Genomic DNA, 20,520 nt, shown 5'->3' with positions numbered 1-20,520 from the left:
CGGCCAGGACCCCTCAGCCCGACCGGGTCACTGACCCCGGCCAGGGCCCCTCAACCTCGGCCGGGGTGGTCTTGTTACGCGTCGCGCCTGCTCGCGCTCACGAGAGCGATCGTGATCAGCACCGCGGCCCAACCGGCGAAGTACAGCAGCGCCAGCCACGGACCCATTGCGTACTGCGCGTCGGCCTGCGGACCGTTGACGCCGAAGTCCTGGCCCTGGTTGAGGAATGAGCCGGCGTTCTGGAACGGCGACCACCGCGACATGTCGTCGCCGACCTTCGGAATCAGGTTGAACAGGTTCTCGACCAGCAGCGGCCACAGGATCAGGATCGCGATCGCACCGGCGCTCTGCCGGATCAGGATGCCGACCGCCACCGCGATCACGGCGGACAGTGCGAACACCAGGCCCTGGCCGGCCAGCAGCCGCCACTCGGCCGCGGTGTCGATGGACAGGTTGGCACCGTCCGCGAAGATGTTGCCGATGCCCCAGGCACCGAACGACGCGACCAGCCCGACCACCGCGGAGAGCGCGGCGACCACAGCGGTCTTGCCGAGCAGCAGCGTCGCCCGCTGCGGCACGGCCTGGAAACTCGTCCGGATCGTCCCGAACCGGTACTCGGTCGTGACGGCGAGGGCGGCCATCACCATCATGACCATCTGGCTGAGCTGCGCCCCGCCCTGCGTCAGACCGATGGTCACCGGTCCTTGGGAGAAGCCGGAGGCCAGCGCGGCCAGACCGAGCGTCAGCACGGCCGCGACGATCATGCACCACCACGGCGATCGGGTGGAGAAGAGCTTGATCCGCTCGACAGCGATCACCGACATGTCAGTTGTCCTCCTTCGGACCCGCGGCCACCTCGGTGCCGGACGGTGCGTTCAGCTGGGTCACGGCAGCGATCTCTTCGTGCGCGTGGTACTCGACCGAGTCGCCGGTCATCTGCATGAAGGCCTGCTCCAGCGAGCCGCGCTGCAGCGTCAGCTCGTGCAGCACGATGCCGTGCGCGGCAGCTGCCTCGCCGACCTGGTCGGTGGTCAGGTCGCCCTCGACGAACAGGACCTTGCCCTCGTTCTCGACCTCGTCGATCCGGGTCACCAGCTGCTGCTGGTGCAGTACGCCGGCCAGCTGGTCGAGCTGCGGCGTCCGGACCTTGACCGTGGTGCCGCTGGCCCGGTCGACGAACTCCTGGGTGGTGCTCTGCGCGATGAGCCGGCCGCGGCCGATGACGATCAGTTCCTCGGCGGTCAACGCCATCTCGGACAGCAGGTGGCTGGAGACCAGCACGGTCCGGCCCTCGTCGGCCAGCCGGTGCATGAAGGTCCGGATCCAGACGATGCCCTCCGGGTCGAGGCCGTTCACCGGCTCGTCGAAGAGCAGCACCTCCGGGTCGCCGAGCAGCGCACCGGCGATACCGAGCCGCTGGGACATGCCCAGCGAGTAGGCACCGGCCCGCTTGTTCGCGACCGAGGTCAGGCCGACCATCTCCAGCACCTTGTCCACCGAGGTCTTCGGCAGCTTGTTGGAGGCAGCCATCCAGGCCAGGTGGGCGCGCGCCGAGCGGTTCGGGTGCACCCACTTCGCGTCCAGCAGCGCACCGACCTTGGTCAGTGGCTGGTGCAGGTCGCGGTACCGCTGCCCGTCGATGGTGACCTCGCCGGACGTCGGGGTGTCCAGGCCGAGGATCATCCGCATCGTGGTCGACTTGCCGGCCCCGTTCGGGCCGAGGAAGCCGGTCACCTTGCCGGGTTTCACCTCGAAAGACAGGTTGTCAACGGCAACGGTTGCGCCGTATCGCTTGGTGAGGCCCTTTGCCTCGATCATCGCCGTACTCCTCGTTCGGTGGCGCGCTGGTAGTGAATTCTGTAGCCATCAGTATCGAGGTCGGACCGGTCAGGATCATCGGACCCCGGGCGGATCCGGTGTGTCCACCCGTGGGTTGATTCTGCCGTCCGCCCGTCCCCGGCGGCCATCGGTTAAAGCCCTGACCGCAACCCCGAGGATCCCCCATCCGAGGGGTCCCGGGCATCAGCCGAAAGTCGGCAGTACGGCGACTTCCGACGCGGCAGTGACTACCACCTGATGGTCAGTCCAACGGAACGCCGTACAGCACGAGGTTCTGGCTGTACCGATGAGCGGCGTGATCGTACGACCCGGTGCAGGTCACCAGGGCCAGCCGGGGCTTTGCGGACCCGTTGAAGAGGTCCGGGGGCAGGTTGTTCTGCTGGTAGGTCCGGCGCGCCACGATCTTGTACCAGTGGTCGTCGCCGTCACCGTCCTTCACCGCGATCCGGGCGCCCATCGGCACCTCGGACAGCTTGGCGAACACCCCGCGCCCACCAGCGGTGTCCACGTGCCCGGCCAGCAGCACAGTGCCACCGTCCGACCCGGGCCCGGCGCCCGCGGCCCACCAGCCCACCTCTGCTTTCGTCGGCACCTGCAGCTTCCCGTCTCCACTGGTCGCGACCGGCTCCACCTGCGCGTCCAGCACCCCCGGCAGCTTCAGGTGCACCGGCGGTACGGCGGCCTCCCGGTCCTGGACGGCCGTATCGGCCTTCGGAACCTGTCCGGCGTCCTTCGACGCGCCGCCGAACATCATGACCAGCCCAGCGGCAAGCGCCCCGATACCGAACAACCGCCGGCGGACCGAGATCGACTTGCCGACCAGCAGCAACAACAGGCCGAGGGCGATCAGGCCCAGCGCGGCCCGCGAGCGCGCCTGCTTGGCGTCGGCAACCATGCCGCCGGTGCCGGTGTCCACGGACGGCGTACCGGTCTGGGTCTTGCACTGGCCGGCGACCATCCGCAGGTCCATCTCGACGACCGGCTTGGCACCGTTGGCCACCGACTCGACCGCGGGCGACGCAGCCTTCGGCGTGGGGCCGTTGACGAGGGTCAGGTACTCCTGGTGCTTCTGCCGCTGGAAGGCGACCCAGGCGGCGTCGTACCCGTTCTTGCCGGCCTTGGCCGCCAGCGCGGTCAGCTGCTGGCGCTGCGTCGGCGACGGGACGGTCTCCAGGTTGATACCGAGCCGGTCAGCGACCTCGAGCTCCTGCGCGGCGAGGCGGCGGTGGTCACGCTCGAGCTGGGCGCCGACGCGCCGTACGCACGAGGTCTTGCCCTTGACCGTGGCCGTGTGGGCCGCCTGGATGATCGTCAGGTTCAGCTGGTGAGCCGGGTCGAGGTACGCGGCATCTGGTTGCGGCGTCGCTGCACCGGCCGGCTGCGCCACTCCGAGCGCACCGGCAACGACGAGCAGCAGCAACGCCGGCACCCGGGCAAGTCTCACCTAACAACCGTAGATGGCAAACGGCCCGCCGGGACAGTCGGTCCGGCGGGCCGTTCACTCTGTGGTACTGCGCTACGCGCGCTGGTACTGCGCTACGCGCGCTGGTACTGCGCTACGCGGCGGCGTTGACCTCGGCCGGCGTGTCGGAGATGACCGACTCGCGGCGCTTCGAGACGAACACGGCCGCGGCCAGGATCACCACGGCCACGACGGCGATGACGATCCGCAGCGCGGTGTTGGTGTCGTTGCCGATCGCGGACATCCCGACGACGGCCGGGGCGATCAGCACCGAGACCAGGTTCATCACCTTGATCAGCGGGTTGATGGCCGGGCCGGCGGTGTCCTTGAACGGGTCGCCGACGGTGTCACCGATGATGGTGGCCTCGTGCGCGGGCGAACCCTTGCCACCGTGGTTGCCGTCCTCGACCAGCTTCTTGGCGTTGTCCCAGGCTCCACCGGAGTTGGCCAGGAAGACCGCCATCAGGGTGCCGGCGCCGATCGCACCGGCCAGGTAGCCGGCCAGCGGCCCGGCGCCGAGGCCGAAGCCGACGGCGATCGGAGCGGTCAGCGCCAGCAGACCCGGCGTGGCCAGCTCCCGCAGCGAGTCCCGGGTGCAGATGTCGACGACCTTGCCGTACTCCGGCTTGCCCGTCCCCTCCATGATCCCCGGGATGTCGCGGAACTGCCGGCGTACCTCGTAGACGACCGCACCGGCGGCGCGGCCGACCGCGTTGATGGCCAGACCGGAGAACATGAACACCACGGCCGCACCGAGGACGATGCCGACCAGGGTGCCCGGGTTGAAGACCAGCGCGTCGGCCTCGAACTTCGGGTAGTTGTCGGCCAGCGAGGTCCGGATCGCGTCCGTGAAGGAGCCGAACAGCGCGGTCGCGGCCAGTACGGCGGTCGCGATCGCGATGCCCTTGGTGATGGCCTTGGTGGTGTTGCCGACGGCGTCCAGCTCGGTGAGGATCTGGGCCGCCTCGCCGTCCACGTCGCCGGACATCTCGGCGATGCCCTGGGCGTTGTCGGAGACCGGACCGAAGGTGTCCATCGCGACGATGACGCCGACGGTGGTCAGCAGGCCACAGCCGGCCAGCGCGATCGCGAACAGCGCGACCACACCGGAGCCACCGACCAGGAAGGCGCCGTACACGGCTGCGGCGATCACCACGGCGGTGTAGACGGCGGACTCGAAGCCGACCGAGATACCCGACAGGATCACGGTCGCGGCACCGGTCAGCGAGGTCTTGCCGACGTCCTTGACCGGCTTGTCCTCGGTGCCGGTGTAGTAACCGGTGAGGGCCAGGATGATGGCCGCCAGCACGATGCCGATGATCACCGAGACGGTCGCGATCAGCCGCGGGTCGCCGTCGTGCGCGGCGATCGCGTCGGTCGCGCCGGTGAGGTCCTTGAAGCTGCCCGGCAGGTAGACGAAGGCCGCCACCGCGCAGAGGATCGCCGAGATGATCGCGGAGATGTAGAAGGCGCGGTTGATCGTGCGCAGGCCGTTCTCGCCGGTCCGCGGGCGGGTCAGGAAGACGCCGACGACCGCGGTCAGGGCGCCGATGGCCGGCACGATCAGCGGGAAGATCAGGCCCTGCTCGCCGAACGCGGCCTTGCCCAGGATCAGCGAGGCGACCAGCATCACGGCGTACGACTCGAACAGGTCGGCCGCCATACCGGCGCAGTCACCGACGTTGTCACCGACGTTGTCGGCGATCGTCGCGGCGTTCCGCGGGTCGTCCTCGGGGATGTTCTGCTCGACCTTGCCGACCAGGTCCGCGCCCACGTCGGCGGCCTTGGTGAAGATGCCGCCGCCGACCCGCATGAACATGGCGAGCATGGCGGCACCGAACCCGAAGCCCTCGAGCACGGTCGGGGCGTCACCCTGGAAGATCAGCACGACCAGCGACGCGCCGAGCAGACCCAGGCCGACGGTCGCCATGCCGACGGTGCCGCCGGTGCGGAACGCGACCCGCATCGCCGGGTTGCGGCCCTCGGCCCTCGCGGCCGCGGCGACCCGGACGTTGGCGCGCGTCGCGAGCCACATGCCCAGGTAGCCGATGGCGGCGGAGAAGCCCGCACCGACCAGGAAGAAGATGGACCGGAAGATCTTCAGCGTCGTCTCGCTGCCGCCGTCGGTGTGGGCGGGCAGCAGGAACAGCAACAGGAACGCGACCACGGCGAAGACCGACAACGTCCGGAACTGCCGGTTCAGGTACGCCGAGGCGCCTTCCTGGACCGCGGCGGCGATCGTCTTCATGTTCTCGGTGCCATCGTTCGCGGCAAGCACCTGGCCCCGGAAGACCATCGCGATGACGACCGCGAGGATCGCGATCACCCCGACGACGATCACCAGAGTGGTGTTGCTCGACGAAAGATCCACCGCTTGTGGTGCAAGCAGCGCGGACATCCGTCCTCCTTGTAGGCAACCCATGCAGGCTTGACGGCCCCCATCTGCCGCAACCGAAGGGTTGGGAAATACGACAAAGCGCCAATGGGCTGGCGCGGTGGGCTACTCTAACGGGTTCCCGACCAGACCTGACGACAGGGTGGTCTACGCCATACCGCGGCGGCCCGGCAAGTTCCGCGCGGGGCGGTCACCGGGTGTAGCGACGGAGACACCTTTTCGCTTGCCGATGGCCGAGTCAGATCGCCGACGCGACGTCCGGGTGGATGTCGAAGACCTTGGTCAGGCCGGTGATCCGGAAGATCTTCAGCAACCGCTCCTGGGTGCAGACCAGGGACAGCGAGCCGTCGTGGGTGCGCACCCGTTTGAGCCCGCCGACCAGGACGCCGAGGCCGGTGGAGTCCAGGAAGTCCACGCGTTCCAGGTCGATGACCAGGTCGTAGACACCGTCGTCGACGAGCGCGGCGATCCGCTCGCGGAGCTTCGGTGCGGTGTAGACGTCGATCTCCCCCGCCACCTCGATGACGGTCCGCCCGCCCTCGGCGCGCGCGGTTAGCGACAGATCCACTTCGGCCTCCGATCCCGTGAACTGCTGCATCTAACCATGTACGGACCGTGAGTAGACCCGTTGTCCGAAAACTCTTTCATCTCGCCAGACCGAAGTCGATTCCCCTCCGCAAAAAGCCGTGTGCATCCGACCGTGCACACGCTCGTGCATTCTCAGCGGGCTCTCAGCGAACGACTGTCCTTGGCTCGGACTACGCTCCGAGTATGCGTGCAGGTGGTGAGGCGGCGTCCGTCCTGAAGCGCCTGGCCGCCGGACGCGACGAGCGTTTGACCCACGTCGAGTCCGTCCCATCCCGGCGGGGGCAAACGTGTGCCTGGCCGCGCTGGGTGCCGCACGAGGTTCTGGACCAGTTGGCCGACGCCGGCATCACGGCTCCGTGGACACACCAGGTCGCGACGGCCGAAGCGGCGTACGGCGGGAAGCATGTCGTGGTCGCGACCGGGACCGCGTCGGGCAAGTCGCTTGGCTACCTGCTGCCGGCCTTTGCGACATTGAGCATCGCGCAGGCCGCGTCGCCGCATCGGCGAACCGCCTCGGTGCTTTACCTCTCGCCGACCAAGGCTCTGGCGCACGACCAACTCCGCGCCGTCTCCTCGTACTCCGTGCCCGGTCTGCGGGCGACGACGTTGGACGGCGACTCCGAGCGCACCGAGCGCGACTGGGCGCGCGACCATGCGACGTACGTGCTCAGCAATCCGGACATGCTGCACCGGTCGGTGCTGCCGAACCACCAACGCTGGGCGCGCTTCCTGGGCAGCCTGCAGTACGTCGTGGTCGACGAGTGCCACCACTACCGCGGTGTCTTCGGTGCGCATGTTGCCGGCGTACTGCGGCGGTTGCGGCGCGTCTGCGCGCAGTACGGCGCTCATCCGATCTTCGTCTGCGCTTCGGCAACTGTTGCCGAGCCGGCCGTCTCCGGCGAGCGTTTGACCGGCCTTCCGATGGTGGAGGTCGTCGAGGACGGCTCCCCGCGTGGCGGCATCGCCTTTGGGCTGTGGGAGCCGCCGCTGACGTCCCTGCGCGGCGAGAACGGCGCACCGGTACGGCGTTCCGCCACGGCCGAGGTGGCGGACCTGCTGAGCGATCTGGTCGTGTCCGGCGTACGGACTGTGGCTTTCGTGCGTTCGCGGCGCGGTGCGGAGTCGGTGGCCATCTCAGCGCGGGAGAACCTGGCAGAGGTCGACCCTGCGCTGATGGACCAGGTCTCGGCGTACCGGGCCGGCTATCTGCCCGAGGAGCGTCGACGGCTCGAGGGCATGCTGCAGAGCGGCGAGCTGACAGGGGTCGCAGCCACCAACGCCTTGGAGTTGGGCATCGACATCGCCGGACTGGACGCAGTACTGCTCTCTGGTTGGCCTGGTACGCGTGCGTCGCTGTGGCAGCAGGCGGGACGTGCTGGGCGAGCAGGTGGGGATGCTGTGGCGTTGCTGGTCGCTCGGGACGATCCGCTGGACACCTACCTGGTTCGTCACCCCCGTGCCATCTTCGGTCGGCCCGTGGAAGCGACCGTGTTCAACCCGGAGAACCCGTACGTCCTCGGACCGCAGCTATGTGCCGCCGCGCAGGAGCTGCCACTGACAGCAGACGACTTCGAGGTCTTCGGGAGTACGACGGAGTCCGTCATCGCCCAGCTCGTTCGGCAAGGTTTGCTGCGCGAGCGGCCGCACGGGTGGTTCTGGACTAGGCGAGAGCGCGCTGCGGACGCCATCGACCTCCGCTCGGCCAGTGGGAAGACAGTGCAGATCGTCGAGGACCAGACTGGTCGGTTGCTGGGCACCGTCGACGGCGGCTCGGCCCACTCGTCGGTTCACGAGGGTGCGGTCTACGTGCACGCCGGTGAGTCGTACCTGGTGCGCTCGCTGGACCTGGAGGAGCACGCAGCGGTCGTGGAGCCCGCCTCACCCGACTACACGACGTTCGCCCGGGACACGACCGAGATCAGCATCCTCGCGACCGAGGAGACGTGCGGCTGGGGTACGGCGGAGTTGTCGTGCGGCTGGGTCCAGGTGACGAGCCAGGTGATCTCGTACCAGCGCAAGCTGCTCGCGACAGGCGACGTACTCGACGAACTGCCGCTGGACCTCCCTGCGCGCACGCTGCGGACCAAGGCGGTGTGGTGGACCATGCCGGACACCACGGTCGCCGCGCTGGGGCTGTCCGACGTACCAGGTGCTGCACACGCCGCCGAGCACGCCTCGATCGGCCTGCTCCCCCTCTTCGCGACCTGCGACCGCTGGGACATCGGCGGAGTCTCCACGGCCCGGCACGCGGACACCGGCCGGCTCACCGTCTTCGTGTACGACGGCCACCCGGGCGGCGCCGGTTTCGCCGAACACGGGTACGCCGCGGCGCGCGAGTGGTTGACCGCGACACGCGAGGCAATTGCACACTGTGAATGCACGGATGGATGCCCCTCGTGCGTACAGTCGCCCAAGTGTGGGAACCAGAACAATCCACTCGACAAGAGCGGCGCAGTGGCGCTGCTCACCGCACTCCTGAGCAGTAACTGAGCAGTGAGGCCTGAAGGGCCGGCCCGGCGCCGGCAGAGAGGCAGCTTGCCATGGTCGTCCTCGGAATCGTTCTGATCGTCCTCGCCGTCCTCTTCGGGCTGGGCGTCTCCGTGACCTCGTCCGCGTCCACCAAACTGGAGGTCTTCGGGGTCGACTTCGGCGTCTCGGTGCCGACCGTGTTCTTCCTCGGCGCGCTGGCCGGAGCCGCACTGATCGCCGGCCTGTGGTTGATGAAGAAGGGGCTTGGCCGCAGCCTGCGCCGCCGCAAGGAGATGCGCGAGCTCCGCGCCCAGGCGGCGACCGTACCGGCCACCCCGGCTGCGCCGAGTAGCCCCGTCGGTGGCGAGATCACGGAGAGTGACGCATCTCCGGCGCTGGAGACCGCCAGTGACACCCCGTCGGACGAGCGCCTGGCGACCGAGCAGGAGCTCGCACCGGACCCCAGTGACACCAAGCAGCCGCACTGACCACTCTGTTGCCCAAGGCATCAACTAACTCGGTGCACTACCCGAATTTCACCGCATTGCCGTAACATCTCGAACGACTCACAGCCTCCACTCGGCGGCCGCTCGGGCGCTCGGCGACCGGATTTCGATGCCCTGCGCAACCATTTTGCGCTGGCAGTTAGTTGCCATTGGCATCAAGTTTCTGGCTCTTGCCATAACCACCCTCCGGACACCTGTGCCTTACTGGTTGTGGCGTCAACGTCGCGTTGAGTCACTGTCGGCCTTCCGGGCCACACCACCTCCTCACGGGGGTTCGACCCGCAGCCCACCCCACGCGCAAGGGGTGTTCGCACGGTTCCGGAGCCGGTCCAGCGCTCTCGCACGGGGTCCCGACGACCTGATGCTCGCTGTGATAGCACGACCTCTGGAGGTTGTCTTGATCATCCGTAAACTGTTCAGCCGTACGGGCGTGGCAGTGCTCGCCGTCAGCGTCGCGCTGGCCACCGCCGTACCGGCCCAGGCCGCCAACCCGGCACCGGCACCCGCCAAGGCACCGGGCGTCGAGATCGGCGTGGCGAAACAGATCGCCACCCGCTCGGACACGCGGTACTGCCTGACCTTCGTCGCGGCCGCCCAGGTCCCGATGGCGGTCATGATGGCCTGCGCCCCCGGTAAGGAGGGCAAGACCCAGGAGTGGATCTACACCGAGTCCGGCCAGCTGCAGGTCGCGATGAGCAAGAGCGTCGGTGGCGCCCTTGCGACGACCGGAGCCTGCCTGGACAGCGGTGCGGACCTGGCGAAGGTGCCGGCCGCGGCACCGCTCCTGGTGCTGCCCTGCCGGTCCGGTGACGGACAGAAGTGGACGTACGACGAGAGCGCGGGCACGTTCGTGAACGCCGCCAGCGGTCTCGCCCTCACCTCGATGCTTGGCAAGGGGAAGGCCAAGCAGGCACAACCGACCGGCAGCATGTCCGCTACCGGCTCACCGGTCCAGGGCTGGAGCGCGCTGCCGCTGCCGGGCCTGGACATCCTGGGCGCGGTGCTGGCTCTCGTGAACGCGCTGCTGGCATCGCTGGGCCTGGCCCTGCCGCTGCCGATCGCGAACGCGGCGGGCAGCCTGTTGTCGCTGATCCGGCCACAGCTGCCGATCCCGGCCCAGCTGACGGTGCTGCCGAAGCAGATGATGCAGCTGGCCCAGAAGTAGTCACCAGCCACACCGAGGACGGCCGGCCCCGACGATGTCGGGGCCGGCCGTTTTCACTCCTTCGGATCGACACTTCTGGTTCGGTTGTCTGGTGATCTCGTCTGGTGACCTTGTGGAGCCGGAAGCCGGGTGCTCGGGGAGCTGCGATGTCCGCGCTGCTTGCGCGTCAGCGGGATACCGCGGTCGTCACCGTTCGTCCGGCGCCACTCCGGCCGTCACCAGCCGGCTGCCGTCACCACCAGCACCAGCACCACAGCAGGTCGTCGAGAAGGCAAGCAACTCCGTGGAGCAGTCCCATGTCTTTCACCTCCGATCCAGTGAACCGGTCAGCAAGACGCTACCTCGCGCCGTCACGGTCTGTATCTACTCCACTACCGGTTGCCACAGAACCTTCAGCGCACTTTAACCAAGCTGCAACGCGAGCAGCGGAATCCCGGTTTGACATCTCCCCGATGGTTGCCTAGGGCACCCGACAAGCTTCACTCCGGTTGGGCAAAAGTCTTCACAAAGTTCCTCCGGGCTGCCAATCTTTGACCGGCACATGTGACTGCCGTCGCCTCGATTCCGGGAGACTGCTGATGGCTGTGACGACGTACCGACGCCGCTGGACCCTCGACGACCGCGCCGAATCGGTCTGGCACTCGCTGCCCGTCGACGTACCGCCCGACTGCCCCGGCCTGCACGTGACCCTCACCGTCCCACCGGTCGACGGCGCCGTCATCGACCTCGGCTGTGAAGGCGCGTCGGGCTGGCGCGGGTGGTCCGGCGGCGCCCGCCAGGCCTTTGCGATTACCCCGACCGCCGCCACCCCCGGCTACCTCGCCGGCGACCTCGAGCCCGGTACGTGGTGGATCGTCCTCGGCCTCCACCGCATCCCGGTCGACGGCGTCGAGCTCATCGTCGAAGCAGTCACCGGACCCGTCGCCGACGTACCCGGTCTGAAGGAGTACGCCGAAGCGACCGCGGCCGTCGCCGTACCCCCGCGGCCGCCGCGGCGCGAGCTCCCCGCACCCACCGGACTCAAGTGGATCGCCGCCGACTTCCACGCGCACTCGCTGCACTCCGACGGCTCGACCCCGATCGCCAACCTCGCGGCACTCGGTGTCTCCGCAGGGCTCGACGTACTCGCGGTCACCGACCACAACACCGTCTCCCACCACCTCGAACTCCCAGCCCTCAGCGACCGCTTCGGTATCAGCCTGCTCCCGGGTCAGGAAGTCACCACCGACGCCGGCCACGCGAACGCCTTCGGTGACATCGGCTTCATCGACTTCCGCCAACCTGCCGCCACCTGGGTCTCATCGGTCGCCGAACTCGGCGGTCTCCTCTCCATCAACCATCCCCTCGGCGGCGACTGCTCGTGGCGGCATCCGCTCCCGGTACATCCACCCCTCGCCGAGATCTGGCACTCCTCCTGGCTCGACCAGACCTGGGGCGGCCCGATCGCGTGGTGGCAGGCATGGGGCCTCGACTCCACCATCCCCATTGGCGGCAGCGACTGGCACAACCCCAGCTCGTTCACCCCGCCCGGTACGCCCACCACCTGGGTAGCCGTAGACGCCACCGCGGAATCCCCCGCCGAACTAGTAGCCGCCACCCTCCCCGCCCTCACCGCCGGCCGAACCGCCCTCACCTGGTCCTACACCGCCCCGGCCCTGGTCCGCACCGACGACCACATCGTCGCCCTGAACGCCCCGAACACCCTCGTCCTCACCCCCGACGGCACCCGCCACCCCATCCGCACGCCCCACGAGCGCCTCCCCACCACCCGCGGCCCCCACCTCCTACTAACCCACACCGGCGCCTTCCTAGCCACCTGCACCTAACCCACCCCCCACATCCCTCCCGGCTCTTTCAGACATCCACCAACACCTGTCCCACGACCCGCGCTCCACACCCACAGCACCTACTCCACAACCCGCACCCGACGTCCGCCTGCTCCACCAGCCACCCCGCGTCACCCACCCAACGCGTCCGCTCCACGCCCCGCCCTCGACACCGCCAACGTCTGCTCCACGACCCCGCCCGACGTCAGGCAACACCCGCACCTGCACGTGACGCAACCAGCACGTGCCCTCGCGGCACCTTCTACGTCCACCCCCACTTGTCTCGCGACCTGCGTCCGGCACCCACCAGCCCCTGCTCCACAACCCGCCCCGACACTTACCAGCGCCCGCTCCACAACCTGCCCCGACACCCACCCGCGTCCGCTCCACGCCCCGCCCGGACACCCACCCGCGTCCGCTCCGCGACCTGCTCTCGACGTCTACCATCGTCTGTTCCAAGACCGCGCGCTTGACATCCAACGTCTGTCCTACGACCGCGCCTGACGTCAAGGACCACCTGCTCCCACACGCCGCCTGACCACCATCGGAGCCTGCCGCCGACCTCCGGCGTACCCGATGTCGGATTCAGCCGGAGGTGTTCGTGGAAGGGGTGAGCGGCTGCCCATCCCGGGCAGCCCACCCCCCGAACGGAACTCCGATCATGAGGAAACTCCTCCGGGCCCGGCAGCTGCTGACCGTCCTGTCGGCGCAGTCCGCGTCCACCTATGCCAACCAAGTCATCGCCCTCGTCGTCCCATGGCTCGTCCTGACCCGCACCGGCAACGCAGCCAGCGCCGGCACGATCGCCTTCGTGATGGGCATCGCCGCCCTCGCCGGCACCCTGACCGGCGGCCTCGTCACCGACCGCATCGGCGGCCGCCGCGTCTCGATCCTCGCGGACAGCCTGAGCCTCATCACCGCGCTCGCACTCGGCATCGCGCTCTGGTTCGACACGTTCTCGCTCTGGCTGGTCGCGATCACGCAGGTACTCGGCGTCTTCTTCGACGGCCCAGGAAGCATCGCCAAGATCACCGCGGTCCCCAAAGCCGCCGAGGAGGAGGACGTACCGATCACCCGCGCCATGGGCCTGACCCAGACGCTCCAAGGCGTCGCGACCTTCGTGGGTCCCATCACCGCCGGCCTACTGATCGCCGTACTCGGCGAGGCCAACACGCTGCTGGCGACAACCCTGCTCTTCCTGCTGAGCATCGTCCTCGCAGCCAAGCTGCGGAAGCAGACCGTGACGCATACGGACCCGATGACTCCCCGCCAGGCGTACCGCGACCTCGGCGAAGCCGTCCGCTTCCTCGCCGCCGAAGCGTTCCTCGGCAAGATGCAACTGGTCGGCCCGCTGATGGGCGCGGTCATCGGCCCGATCTCCGCACTGATCTTCCCGGCCTGGTTCATCTTCGCCCACCAGACCGCCCAGGCCCTCGGCATCTTCCTGGGCGCCGGCGCCGTCGGCGGCATGCTCGGCGGCGTGGCCTTCGCCGCGCTGGCTCAGCGGCTCCCCCAGCGCACCTGGCTGCTCACCGCGATGTCGGGGTACGCCGCCGCACTCCTGACCCTGTACTTCCTGCGCCCCGGCTCCATCGCCGCCATCGCCGTCAGCTTCCTCGCCGGCGCGACGCTGAGCATCATGTTCGCCGTACCCTTCACCGCCTTCTACAGCCGCACCCCGCAGCACCTGCTAGGCCGCGTCGGCAGCCTAGGCGCTGCCTACGGCTCCCTAGTCAGCGCCCTCTCAGCCCTGGCCTTCGGCAAACTAATCCACACCATCGCCGCCCCCCAAGCCCTCCTAGCCGCAGCCGCCATCATGACCACCCTCACCATCGCCCTAGCCACCCTCCCCTTCGTCCACCTACTGAACGCCACCCCCAAACCCCAACCACTCGAGACCGACCTCCTTGCCAGCGCAGACCTACCCCAGGCGGCCTGATCACCACGCTCCCACCGCACCACCAGAAGGTGAACGGGGCCTTGAGGTTCGGCTGCTCGAAGCCCAAGCCGACCCCGCACCCAGCCCGACTCCCGCACAAGCACGTCAACCGCAACCACGACCGGCCGACGACACGATCCCATCGGAGCCAGCCCCGACGTGGACCGCACCGGCCTGATCCACCGCAGTCGCCCGTCGCCAGGCCCCCGGACATCCTCGAACACCCATCCCCGGATATCGCCACGGAAGGCCGCCTGCGGAGAACCCACACCCGGTTCTCACGCGGATCCGAGCGCCGGAGCCGTCGCCGACTAGAGGTTGTCGAGTTGGTTGAGTAGCCAGCCGGGGCCGATGGTGTCGGCTCCTGCGGCTTCGACGCGCTGACGCAGCGCTCGGTCCGCGGTGACCACCGTGACTTCTGGCTTGTGCGACTGGGCGACCAGCTCAGCAGTCACGCTCACGATCGTGTCGTCGCCGGACCCGGGTGCAAGGACCACCCGCATCTTGCCGGTGTCCGGCGCATCATCCCCAGACACGGCGCGGCAAGCGGCTCCTTCGAGCACGACGACAACCGCGGTGTCGGGCAGTCCCTCCTGCCAGGCAGCGAGTCGGCCCAACAGCCGCCGCGCGGCGCCTACCCGATCCCGCCACCACCCATCGGGTCGCGACCCCACCACGTTGGCAGCGTCAACCACCACGACCCGACTCCGCGCATCAGCCACAGACCCCAGTCTGCGGCATCGGGTACGTGTCCGAGGACCGCGCACACCCGGCACACCGAACTAGTCGAGCAACCAACCGTTTTGCTCGGCAATCTGCACCGCATCCGAGCGGGTCCGGGCGCCGGTCTTCCCAATCGCCGACCACAGCCGAGTCCGAACGACGCGCTCCGAGACATCCAGCTTCCGCGCCATCAGCGCCACTGACCCACCGTCGCGCGCCGCGCGCAGCGTGTCGGTCTCGTCGGTGTTCAGCGGCGTCTCGGAGTACCGCAGTGTCTCGGCCGCGAGGTTCGCGTCCACCACGCGCAGCCCCAGGTGCACGCGGCGTACCGCGTCAGCCAACTGCGGTGCCGGACTCTCCTTCAGCGCAAAGCCCTTCGCCCCCGCGTCGAGCCCGCGGCGCAGGTGCATCGGCCGCCCGTACGTCGTCAGCATGACGACCCGGCACTCGGGCATCGACGTACGCAGCTTGGTCGTGACAGTGAGACTGTCACTCCCCGGCCCGGCCGCGTCGAGCAGCGCGACGTTCGCTCGGTGCCGCTTGGCCGCACCGACGACATCGTCGGTTCGGTTGAGCTCGGCAACGATCTCCAGATCGCGCTCACGCTCCAGACCGCTTCGGAGCAAGCCTCGGCTGAGGATCTGGTCGTCGACCAGCAACAGCCGAATCCGGTTGGGCAAACGGGCCTCCGCGATAACCGTCCGGGCGTCGGGGAAGTACGTCCGGGAGGATGGGCAAACACTCGGTTCCAGATCATGGGCGCTCGCCGGTGCACCGTCCACATCAACGCGGCATCTCTACCAGATTGCGACCAGATCGCGACCCCACCAGAACCACCCCAATCCAACCGAACTCCACGACGCCATCGATCACCGGGTCCCCCTCCCCGAAAGCCCTCGCGGAAGCGGACCCGGCACTCCTCCTGACGTACTCCTGGAAACGTGAATGATCAGGTACCGGCGGCCACCAGTTCGCCTGTTTCGCGATCGACGACCGGACGGGGCGTACGCGGCCGGAGCGCGATGAAGACGAGGAGCGCCACCGCGAGAGTCAGTGCCACGTCGAACGCCAGCGCCGCGTGCAGACCTGTTAGCTGGGCAGCCTGGCCGGCAGCGATCGCGCTGAGGATCGGCGTACCGATCACACCGCCAACCTGCTGAGTCATCGAGGTGAGACCGCTCGCCAGACCCTGCTCGTCGTCGGGCACACCGGACGTCCCGGTCACGGTGTAGGAGACGATCGCCGCGACGTGCCCGAAGAAGCCGACGAACAGCGCCGGGATCAGCACGACGAGCGCGATCAAGTGATCACCCAAGAACACCAGCGGCAATGTCGCCAGCCCCTGAACCGACATGCTGACCGCGAGCACCCGGCGTACCCCGAACCGCCCGATGATCCGCCCAGCAACCACACCCGCCGCAACCGACGCGGTCCCGGGAATACCGAACACGATCCCGGTCGCCAACGGCGAAAGCTTGAGAACCTCCTGCAGGTACAACGTCGTCAGGAAGATCATCGCGGGCTCCATCGCGGTCACAGCCAGCCCGGCCGCGTTCCCCCACATCACCGTCGGCCGCCTGAGCACGTGTACAGGAACAAGCGGCGCCGCCGACCGCAGCTCGATCAAGCAAAACGCGACCAACAGCGCGACGCCGATAACCACTGACAGAACGTTGGTCTCGATCACGCCGTACACCACGGCAAGCAGCCCGCCCGTCACCGTCACCGCCCCAGGCACGTCCAGCCTCGTCCGCATCGGCCGCACGCTCTCCTTGATCACAAACGGAGTCACGACGAGCACCGCGATCGCCACCGGCACGTTGATGAAGAAAGCCGCGCGCCACCCAACAAGGCTGACCAGCACACCACCGACGAGCGCTCCGACCGCAAACCCAGCAGACAACAGCGCACCTCGTAGCCCGAGCGCCCTCTCCCGCCGCCGCCCCTCGGCGAAGGTCGTCGTCAACAGCGACAACGCCGACGGCAATGTCATGGCCGTAGCAACCCCCTGAAGCGCTCGAGCCGCCAACAGAACCTCGGCCGTGTGCGCGACGCCTCCGCCCAGCGACGCCACCGCAAGCAGCACCATCCCGACCATGAACAGCCGGCGCCGCCCGAACAGATCCCCCAGCCGCCCGAACAACAACGTCAACCCGGCCGCCGGAAGCGCGAACGCAGAGGTGATCCAGGGCAATCCCGCAACCCCGATCCCCACACCGGCCCCCGCCTCCGGCAGCGCCACGTTCAAGATCGAAAAGTCAACCGAGAGCATGAACCCGGCTCCGAGCAGAACCAGCAACACCACCCTCTCCCGCCCCGAAAACCGAAGAACCACTTCGCTGCTCATATCCACTCCCATCTATAGCAACCTGACAGTTGCAACTGTATAGCAACCCATCGGTTGCGTCAAAGGGTGCGACTGATGATGTCCATCGCGCCGGGGCTGTTGACGGGGCGCGTCGGCGGCGGTGGCATGTGGCAGCACCGTCGCGTCCCTGGCGCCGACCAGCGGGTGAGCGGCGGCTCGAGCCCCAGGGCGCCCTAGGAGTAAGCAGCTGCCCGGCGCCAGGAGAGCCACAAGACTTCAGCAGCACCCGAGCCCCAGCACGGCCCCACCGGGCGTGCATCTGCCCGACCCCCAGGACAGGCACCGGGGATGAGCAGCGGGCGGCCTGAGCGGCAGGGCAGCCACAGGGCCTGAGCAGCCGCCCGAGCCCCAGAAAGCCACACGACCTGAGCAGCTGCCCCAGCCCAGAAAGCCACAGGAAGTGCGCAGCTGCCTGAGCCCCGAGGCAGCCGCAGGAGGTGACCAGCTACCACGGGCCCCAGGACAGCCGCGGGAGTAAGCAGCCACCCGCGCCCGCACGACAGGCACACGTCGGGCCATGTACCCGGCAGCAGGTGGCTGCGGGCGTGAGTTGCTGGGCTTGGCTGCTGCGGTGGTTAGACGGGGCCGGCTCGGGAGGTGGCGGTGAGGGTGGGGTGGGCTACGCGGAGGTCGAGTTGCGTGGACACCTCGACGGTTACTGAGGTTGGGGTGAGTTGGCAGGTGGTCAGCTCGACCTGGTGCGCTGCGGCGATTCGGGCTGCCACCTGACATGCGGTCGATGCGGGTGGTTCCACCGCCGCCGGTCGGGCCGGCTGCTCGGAGTTGGGTGAACCACCCGCGGCCGAGCGGGAGTCATCTGCAGATCCTGCCGTGTGCCCGCGGCTGAGTCCGGCATCCGAGCTGGCATTCAAGGCGGTACTCGGCGCCGTACCGGTCGTGCTGAGTAGGGACTGTGCGGCGCTTAGGGCTGATAGGTCGGCGGCTGTGGTTAGGCGGTGGTGGGTGGTGGTGATGGCGGAGTACAGAGTTGCGGCGGCTGTGGCGGCTAGGAGGATCGCCGTGGCGAAGAGGGTGTGGAAGGTGGCGCTTCCGGACTCGTTGTGGGTCATGGGAGTTGGGAGGGTTCGGCTTGGATTGTGGCGGTGGCCGAGAGGTGGGTGGGGGTGAGCGGGGTTATGAGGGGCGGGGTGTGGGTTGGGGCGGTGGTGACGGTTACGTGGATGTCGTCTCCTTCGTGCGAGATGGTGATGGTTGCGTTGGGGAGGGTTTGGTGGGCTAGCGACTTGGCTTGGTCGGGAGTTTCGCCTCGAGCTACTGCGCGGGCTACGTCTCTGGCTGCGTCTATGCAGCGGAGGTTGAGCGTGACTAGGCCGATAGCCCAAATACTCAACAGCAGCAGAGAAAACAACACCGGCAGTACGATCGCGAGCTCCGCCGTCACCGCACCGCGGTCCGTCGTCAGGCCACGGTCCGTCGTCGCGCTGCGGTCGGTCGTCGCGCTGCGGTCGGTCGTTGCCCCGCTGTCGGTCGTTGCCCCGCGGTCCGCCGTCGCGCTGCGGTCGGTCGTTGCCCCGCTGTCGGTCGTTGCCCCGCGGTCCGCCGTCGCGCCACGGTCGGTCGTCGCGCCGCCGTCCGTCGTTGCGCCGCGGACCGTCGTTGCAGCGCGGTCGGTCGTCGGCCTACCTGATTGAGATGTTCGTGACCCGCACCTGGCGGTGGTGGGGTTCTCGGGGCGGAGGAAGGGCGGTTTTGCGCCGGCGGGAGTTTCGCGGCTCGGCATGGTGGCTCCCAGGAGAAGGGGCGACCGACCGGGGGAGGGGGTGGCCCGGTCGGCCGCCGGATTTGGGTGGGGTTAGAGCTGGAAGCCTTCTACGCCGGCGAGTTTGAGGGCGTAGTTGATGAGTGCTTTGAGGGCGTTCTGCATGGCGGGGGATCTGAGGAGAGCGATGAGGACGCCGCCTAGGCCGCAGGCGGCGACGATGCTGACGGCGTACTCGGCGGTTGCTGCGCCGCGCTCGGTGGGAATGCGGAGTGCGGCGGCGGCTCGGCGGGTTCGGAGTGCGAGAACCGTGCTGTGGTCTCGTAGTCGACGCGCAGGTCGGTGGATGGGGGTGAGGTGGCTGGTGGGTTCGGCGAGCGGGGTTTGGTGAGGCTGGGCAGCGAGCTCGGGTCGGTGGGCGGGGAGGGTGGTTGTGCGGAATGCGGGTGTGCGGAGGGTCGGCGTGGGGAGGGCGGGTGCGGGGAGGGTCGGTACCGAGCCGGGGTGGTGGTCGTGGTGGGTGGTCGGTGGGAGGTGGTTGCCTGGGGCTACTAGCTGAATCGTGGGCATCGGGGGTGCTCCTTGGGCTGGAGTGGGGTGTCGACAGAGAACATGCCGTTGGGGATCGCCTTTTTTACAACGAGTTTTGGGTTGTGGATATGGGTTAGGGGTGGAGGAGGTAGGGGGTTAGGGAGGCGGCGATTGTGGGGACGATCGACAGGAGGATGAAGGCGGGGAGGAAGCAGAGGCCTAGGGGAAGGGCTGCGCGGGATTCGGCGGCTCGGGCTTGTTGGTCGGCGGTGTGGTGGTGGGAATGGCGGGTTTCGTCGGATAGGTGTTCGAGGGTTTTGGACAGGGGGGCGCCGGAGCGGAGGGAGCGGTCTATGGCTCTGGACATGGGGATGCAGGGAGGTTCGGTGCGGAGGAGGGCCCAGGCGGTGGATGGGTCTGCGCCTAGGGAGAGGTGGTGGGCGACCTTGGTGAAGAGGTCGGTCAAGGGGCCGGGTACTGCTGTGGCTACGAGGGTTAGGGCGTGTTGGGGCGGGCGGCCGGCTTTTAGGCAGGCGGTTAGGAGGTCCAGGGCTAGGGGGAGGTCTCGGGATATTTGGGCTTTGCGGTGTTTGGTGGCGGCTGGTTCTAGGCGGGCTAGGGCTTTCGGGATGGCGTAATAGGCGATTGCTGCTGGGATGAGTCCCCAGGGGAAGCCGATGAGGAGGATCGCGCCGGTGGCCGCGGTGAGGGCGGCCAGGCGGTGTGGGCGTGGGGTCTTGGTGCGGGGCTGAGGTGGGGTTAACCGGCGGAGGTTCGAGGCGGGTTGGGTCAGGATGCAGGTTGCGATGGCGGCTGCTGCTGCCGCCGCGAATGCTTGGGCCATGTAAGTCGCGAGGGGTAGTCGGTTAAATTGTTGGTGCCACCAACAGAAGGAGATTAAGTCCGGGTTGGACGGGTGAGTTGTCCGGTGGAGGCCGAGGCAGTGACAGCTAGACCCAAGGCGAGCCATGTGGTATCGGGGTCGTGCT

18 protein-coding genes are annotated in these 20,520 nt (G+C 68.3%); 6 read left to right on the top strand and 12 right to left on the bottom strand.

The window, feature by feature from the left end:
• Positions 1-74: 74 nt before the first annotated feature.
• From AB0E69_RS14335 to AB0E69_RS14315, 5 genes are all read right to left on the bottom strand, one after another.
• Positions 75-824 (bottom strand): hypothetical protein, encoded by a 750-nt coding sequence (locus AB0E69_RS14335; protein WP_360144287.1) that lies wholly within the window; start codon positions 822-824, stop codon positions 75-77.
• Between the two features lies 1 nt (position 825).
• Entirely contained in the window at positions 826-1,818 is a 993-nt protein-coding gene (locus tag AB0E69_RS14330) for an ATP-binding cassette domain-containing protein (protein ID WP_360144284.1), read from the bottom strand.
• 262 nt (positions 1,819-2,080) lie between these two features.
• Positions 2,081-3,283, bottom strand: coding sequence for a DUF4142 domain-containing protein (locus AB0E69_RS14325; protein ID WP_360144281.1), 1,203 nt, complete (start codon positions 3,281-3,283; stop codon positions 2,081-2,083).
• Positions 3,284-3,395: 112 nt separating this feature from the next.
• A complete protein-coding gene (locus AB0E69_RS14320; protein ID WP_360144278.1) occupies positions 3,396-5,699 on the bottom strand; it encodes a sodium-translocating pyrophosphatase in 2,304 nt (767 codons plus the stop codon).
• Positions 5,700-5,934: 235 nt separating this feature from the next.
• The gene (locus AB0E69_RS14315; RefSeq protein ID WP_360145931.1) at positions 5,935-6,264 is read right to left on the bottom strand and encodes an STAS domain-containing protein; all 330 of its coding nucleotides are present in this window, start codon (positions 6,262-6,264) and stop codon (positions 5,935-5,937) included.
• Between the two features lie 203 nt (positions 6,265-6,467).
• On the opposite strand from AB0E69_RS14315, the gene AB0E69_RS14310 reads away from it, so the two are divergent.
• The 5 genes from AB0E69_RS14310 to AB0E69_RS14290 all read left to right on the top strand — a co-directional run bounded on the left by AB0E69_RS14310 (position 6,468) and on the right by AB0E69_RS14290 (position 14,189).
• A complete protein-coding gene (locus AB0E69_RS14310; RefSeq protein ID WP_360144275.1) occupies positions 6,468-8,774 on the top strand; it encodes a DEAD/DEAH box helicase in 2,307 nt (768 codons plus the stop codon).
• Positions 8,775-8,824: 50 nt separating this feature from the next.
• Complete coding sequence (locus AB0E69_RS14305; protein WP_360144272.1) at positions 8,825-9,241, top strand: hypothetical protein; 417 nt, start codon at positions 8,825-8,827, stop codon at positions 9,239-9,241.
• Positions 9,242-9,656: 415 nt separating this feature from the next.
• On the top strand, positions 9,657-10,424 hold the full coding sequence (locus AB0E69_RS14300) for a hypothetical protein (RefSeq protein ID WP_360144269.1): 768 nt from the start codon (positions 9,657-9,659) through the stop codon (positions 10,422-10,424).
• A gap of 578 nt (positions 10,425-11,002) precedes the next feature.
• Complete coding sequence (locus tag AB0E69_RS14295; RefSeq protein WP_360144266.1) at positions 11,003-12,250, top strand: CehA/McbA family metallohydrolase; 1,248 nt, start codon at positions 11,003-11,005, stop codon at positions 12,248-12,250.
• Positions 12,251-12,911: 661 nt separating this feature from the next.
• On the top strand, positions 12,912-14,189 hold the full coding sequence (locus AB0E69_RS14290) for an MFS transporter (protein WP_360144263.1): 1,278 nt from the start codon (positions 12,912-12,914) through the stop codon (positions 14,187-14,189).
• Positions 14,190-14,500: 311 nt separating this feature from the next.
• Here the strand turns inward: AB0E69_RS14290 and AB0E69_RS14285 are convergent, their stop codons facing one another.
• The 5 genes from AB0E69_RS14285 to AB0E69_RS14265 form a co-directional block, all read right to left on the bottom strand.
• On the bottom strand, positions 14,501-14,884 hold the full coding sequence (locus AB0E69_RS14285; RefSeq protein ID WP_360145928.1) for an NYN domain-containing protein: 384 nt from the start codon (positions 14,882-14,884) through the stop codon (positions 14,501-14,503).
• Between the two features lie 87 nt (positions 14,885-14,971).
• Entirely contained in the window at positions 14,972-15,592 is a 621-nt protein-coding gene (locus AB0E69_RS14280; protein ID WP_360144260.1) for a response regulator transcription factor, read from the bottom strand.
• A gap of 269 nt (positions 15,593-15,861) precedes the next feature.
• Positions 15,862-17,214, bottom strand: a complete 1,353-nt coding sequence (locus AB0E69_RS14275) for an MFS transporter (RefSeq protein WP_360144257.1) — start codon at positions 17,212-17,214, stop codon at positions 15,862-15,864.
• A gap of 641 nt (positions 17,215-17,855) precedes the next feature.
• Positions 17,856-18,350, bottom strand: a complete 495-nt coding sequence (locus tag AB0E69_RS14270) for a pilus assembly protein TadG-related protein (protein ID WP_360144254.1) — start codon at positions 18,348-18,350, stop codon at positions 17,856-17,858.
• Positions 18,347-18,652 (bottom strand): TadE family type IV pilus minor pilin, encoded by a 306-nt coding sequence (locus tag AB0E69_RS14265; RefSeq protein WP_360145925.1) that lies wholly within the window; start codon positions 18,650-18,652, stop codon positions 18,347-18,349. The genes AB0E69_RS14270 and AB0E69_RS14265 overlap by 4 nt, the downstream gene beginning before the upstream one ends.
• On the opposite strand from AB0E69_RS14265, the gene AB0E69_RS14260 reads away from it, so the two are divergent.
• Positions 18,603-18,932, top strand: coding sequence for a hypothetical protein (locus AB0E69_RS14260; RefSeq protein ID WP_360145969.1), 330 nt, complete (start codon positions 18,603-18,605; stop codon positions 18,930-18,932). The genes AB0E69_RS14265 and AB0E69_RS14260 overlap by 50 nt on opposite strands.
• Before the next feature lie 161 nt (positions 18,933-19,093).
• Here the strand turns inward: AB0E69_RS14260 and AB0E69_RS14255 are convergent, their stop codons facing one another.
• Entirely contained in the window at positions 19,094-19,570 is a 477-nt protein-coding gene (locus tag AB0E69_RS14255; RefSeq protein WP_360144251.1) for a DUF4244 domain-containing protein, read from the bottom strand.
• A gap of 94 nt (positions 19,571-19,664) precedes the next feature.
• A complete protein-coding gene (locus tag AB0E69_RS14250; RefSeq protein WP_360144248.1) occupies positions 19,665-20,375 on the bottom strand; it encodes a type II secretion system F family protein in 711 nt (236 codons plus the stop codon).
• Positions 20,376-20,520: the final 145 nt, after the last annotated feature.

It is taken from the genome of Kribbella sp. NPDC026611 (assembly GCF_040638345.1).
In the GTDB taxonomy this organism is placed as follows: Bacteria; Actinomycetota; Actinomycetes; order Propionibacteriales; family Kribbellaceae; genus Kribbella.
This window is presented reverse-complemented; position numbering and strand designations above follow the sequence as displayed.

Bases quoted from the DNA above. Each gene is read 5' to 3' on its own strand.
- AB0E69_RS14335 (WP_360144287.1), bottom strand. From the start codon at position 824: ATGTCGGTGATCGCTGTCGAGCGGATCAAGCTCTTCTCCACCCGATCG.
- AB0E69_RS14330 (WP_360144284.1), bottom strand. From the start codon at position 1,818: ATGATCGAGGCAAAGGGCCTCACCAAGCGATACGGCGCAACCGTTGCC.
- AB0E69_RS14320 (WP_360144278.1), bottom strand. From the start codon at position 5,699: ATGTCCGCGCTGCTTGCACCACAAGCGGTGGATCTTTCGTCGAGCAAC.
- AB0E69_RS14310 (WP_360144275.1), top strand. From the start codon at position 6,468: ATGCGTGCAGGTGGTGAGGCGGCGTCCGTCCTGAAGCGCCTGGCCGCC.
- AB0E69_RS14305 (WP_360144272.1), top strand. From the start codon at position 8,825: ATGGTCGTCCTCGGAATCGTTCTGATCGTCCTCGCCGTCCTCTTCGGG.
- AB0E69_RS14295 (WP_360144266.1), top strand. From the start codon at position 11,003: ATGGCTGTGACGACGTACCGACGCCGCTGGACCCTCGACGACCGCGCC.
- AB0E69_RS14290 (WP_360144263.1), top strand. From the start codon at position 12,912: ATGAGGAAACTCCTCCGGGCCCGGCAGCTGCTGACCGTCCTGTCGGCG.
- AB0E69_RS14270 (WP_360144254.1), bottom strand. From the start codon at position 18,350: ATGACCCACAACGAGTCCGGAAGCGCCACCTTCCACACCCTCTTCGCC.
- AB0E69_RS14255 (WP_360144251.1), bottom strand. From the start codon at position 19,570: ATGCCCACGATTCAGCTAGTAGCCCCAGGCAACCACCTCCCACCGACC.
- AB0E69_RS14250 (WP_360144248.1), bottom strand. From the start codon at position 20,375: ATGGCCCAAGCATTCGCGGCGGCAGCAGCAGCCGCCATCGCAACCTGC.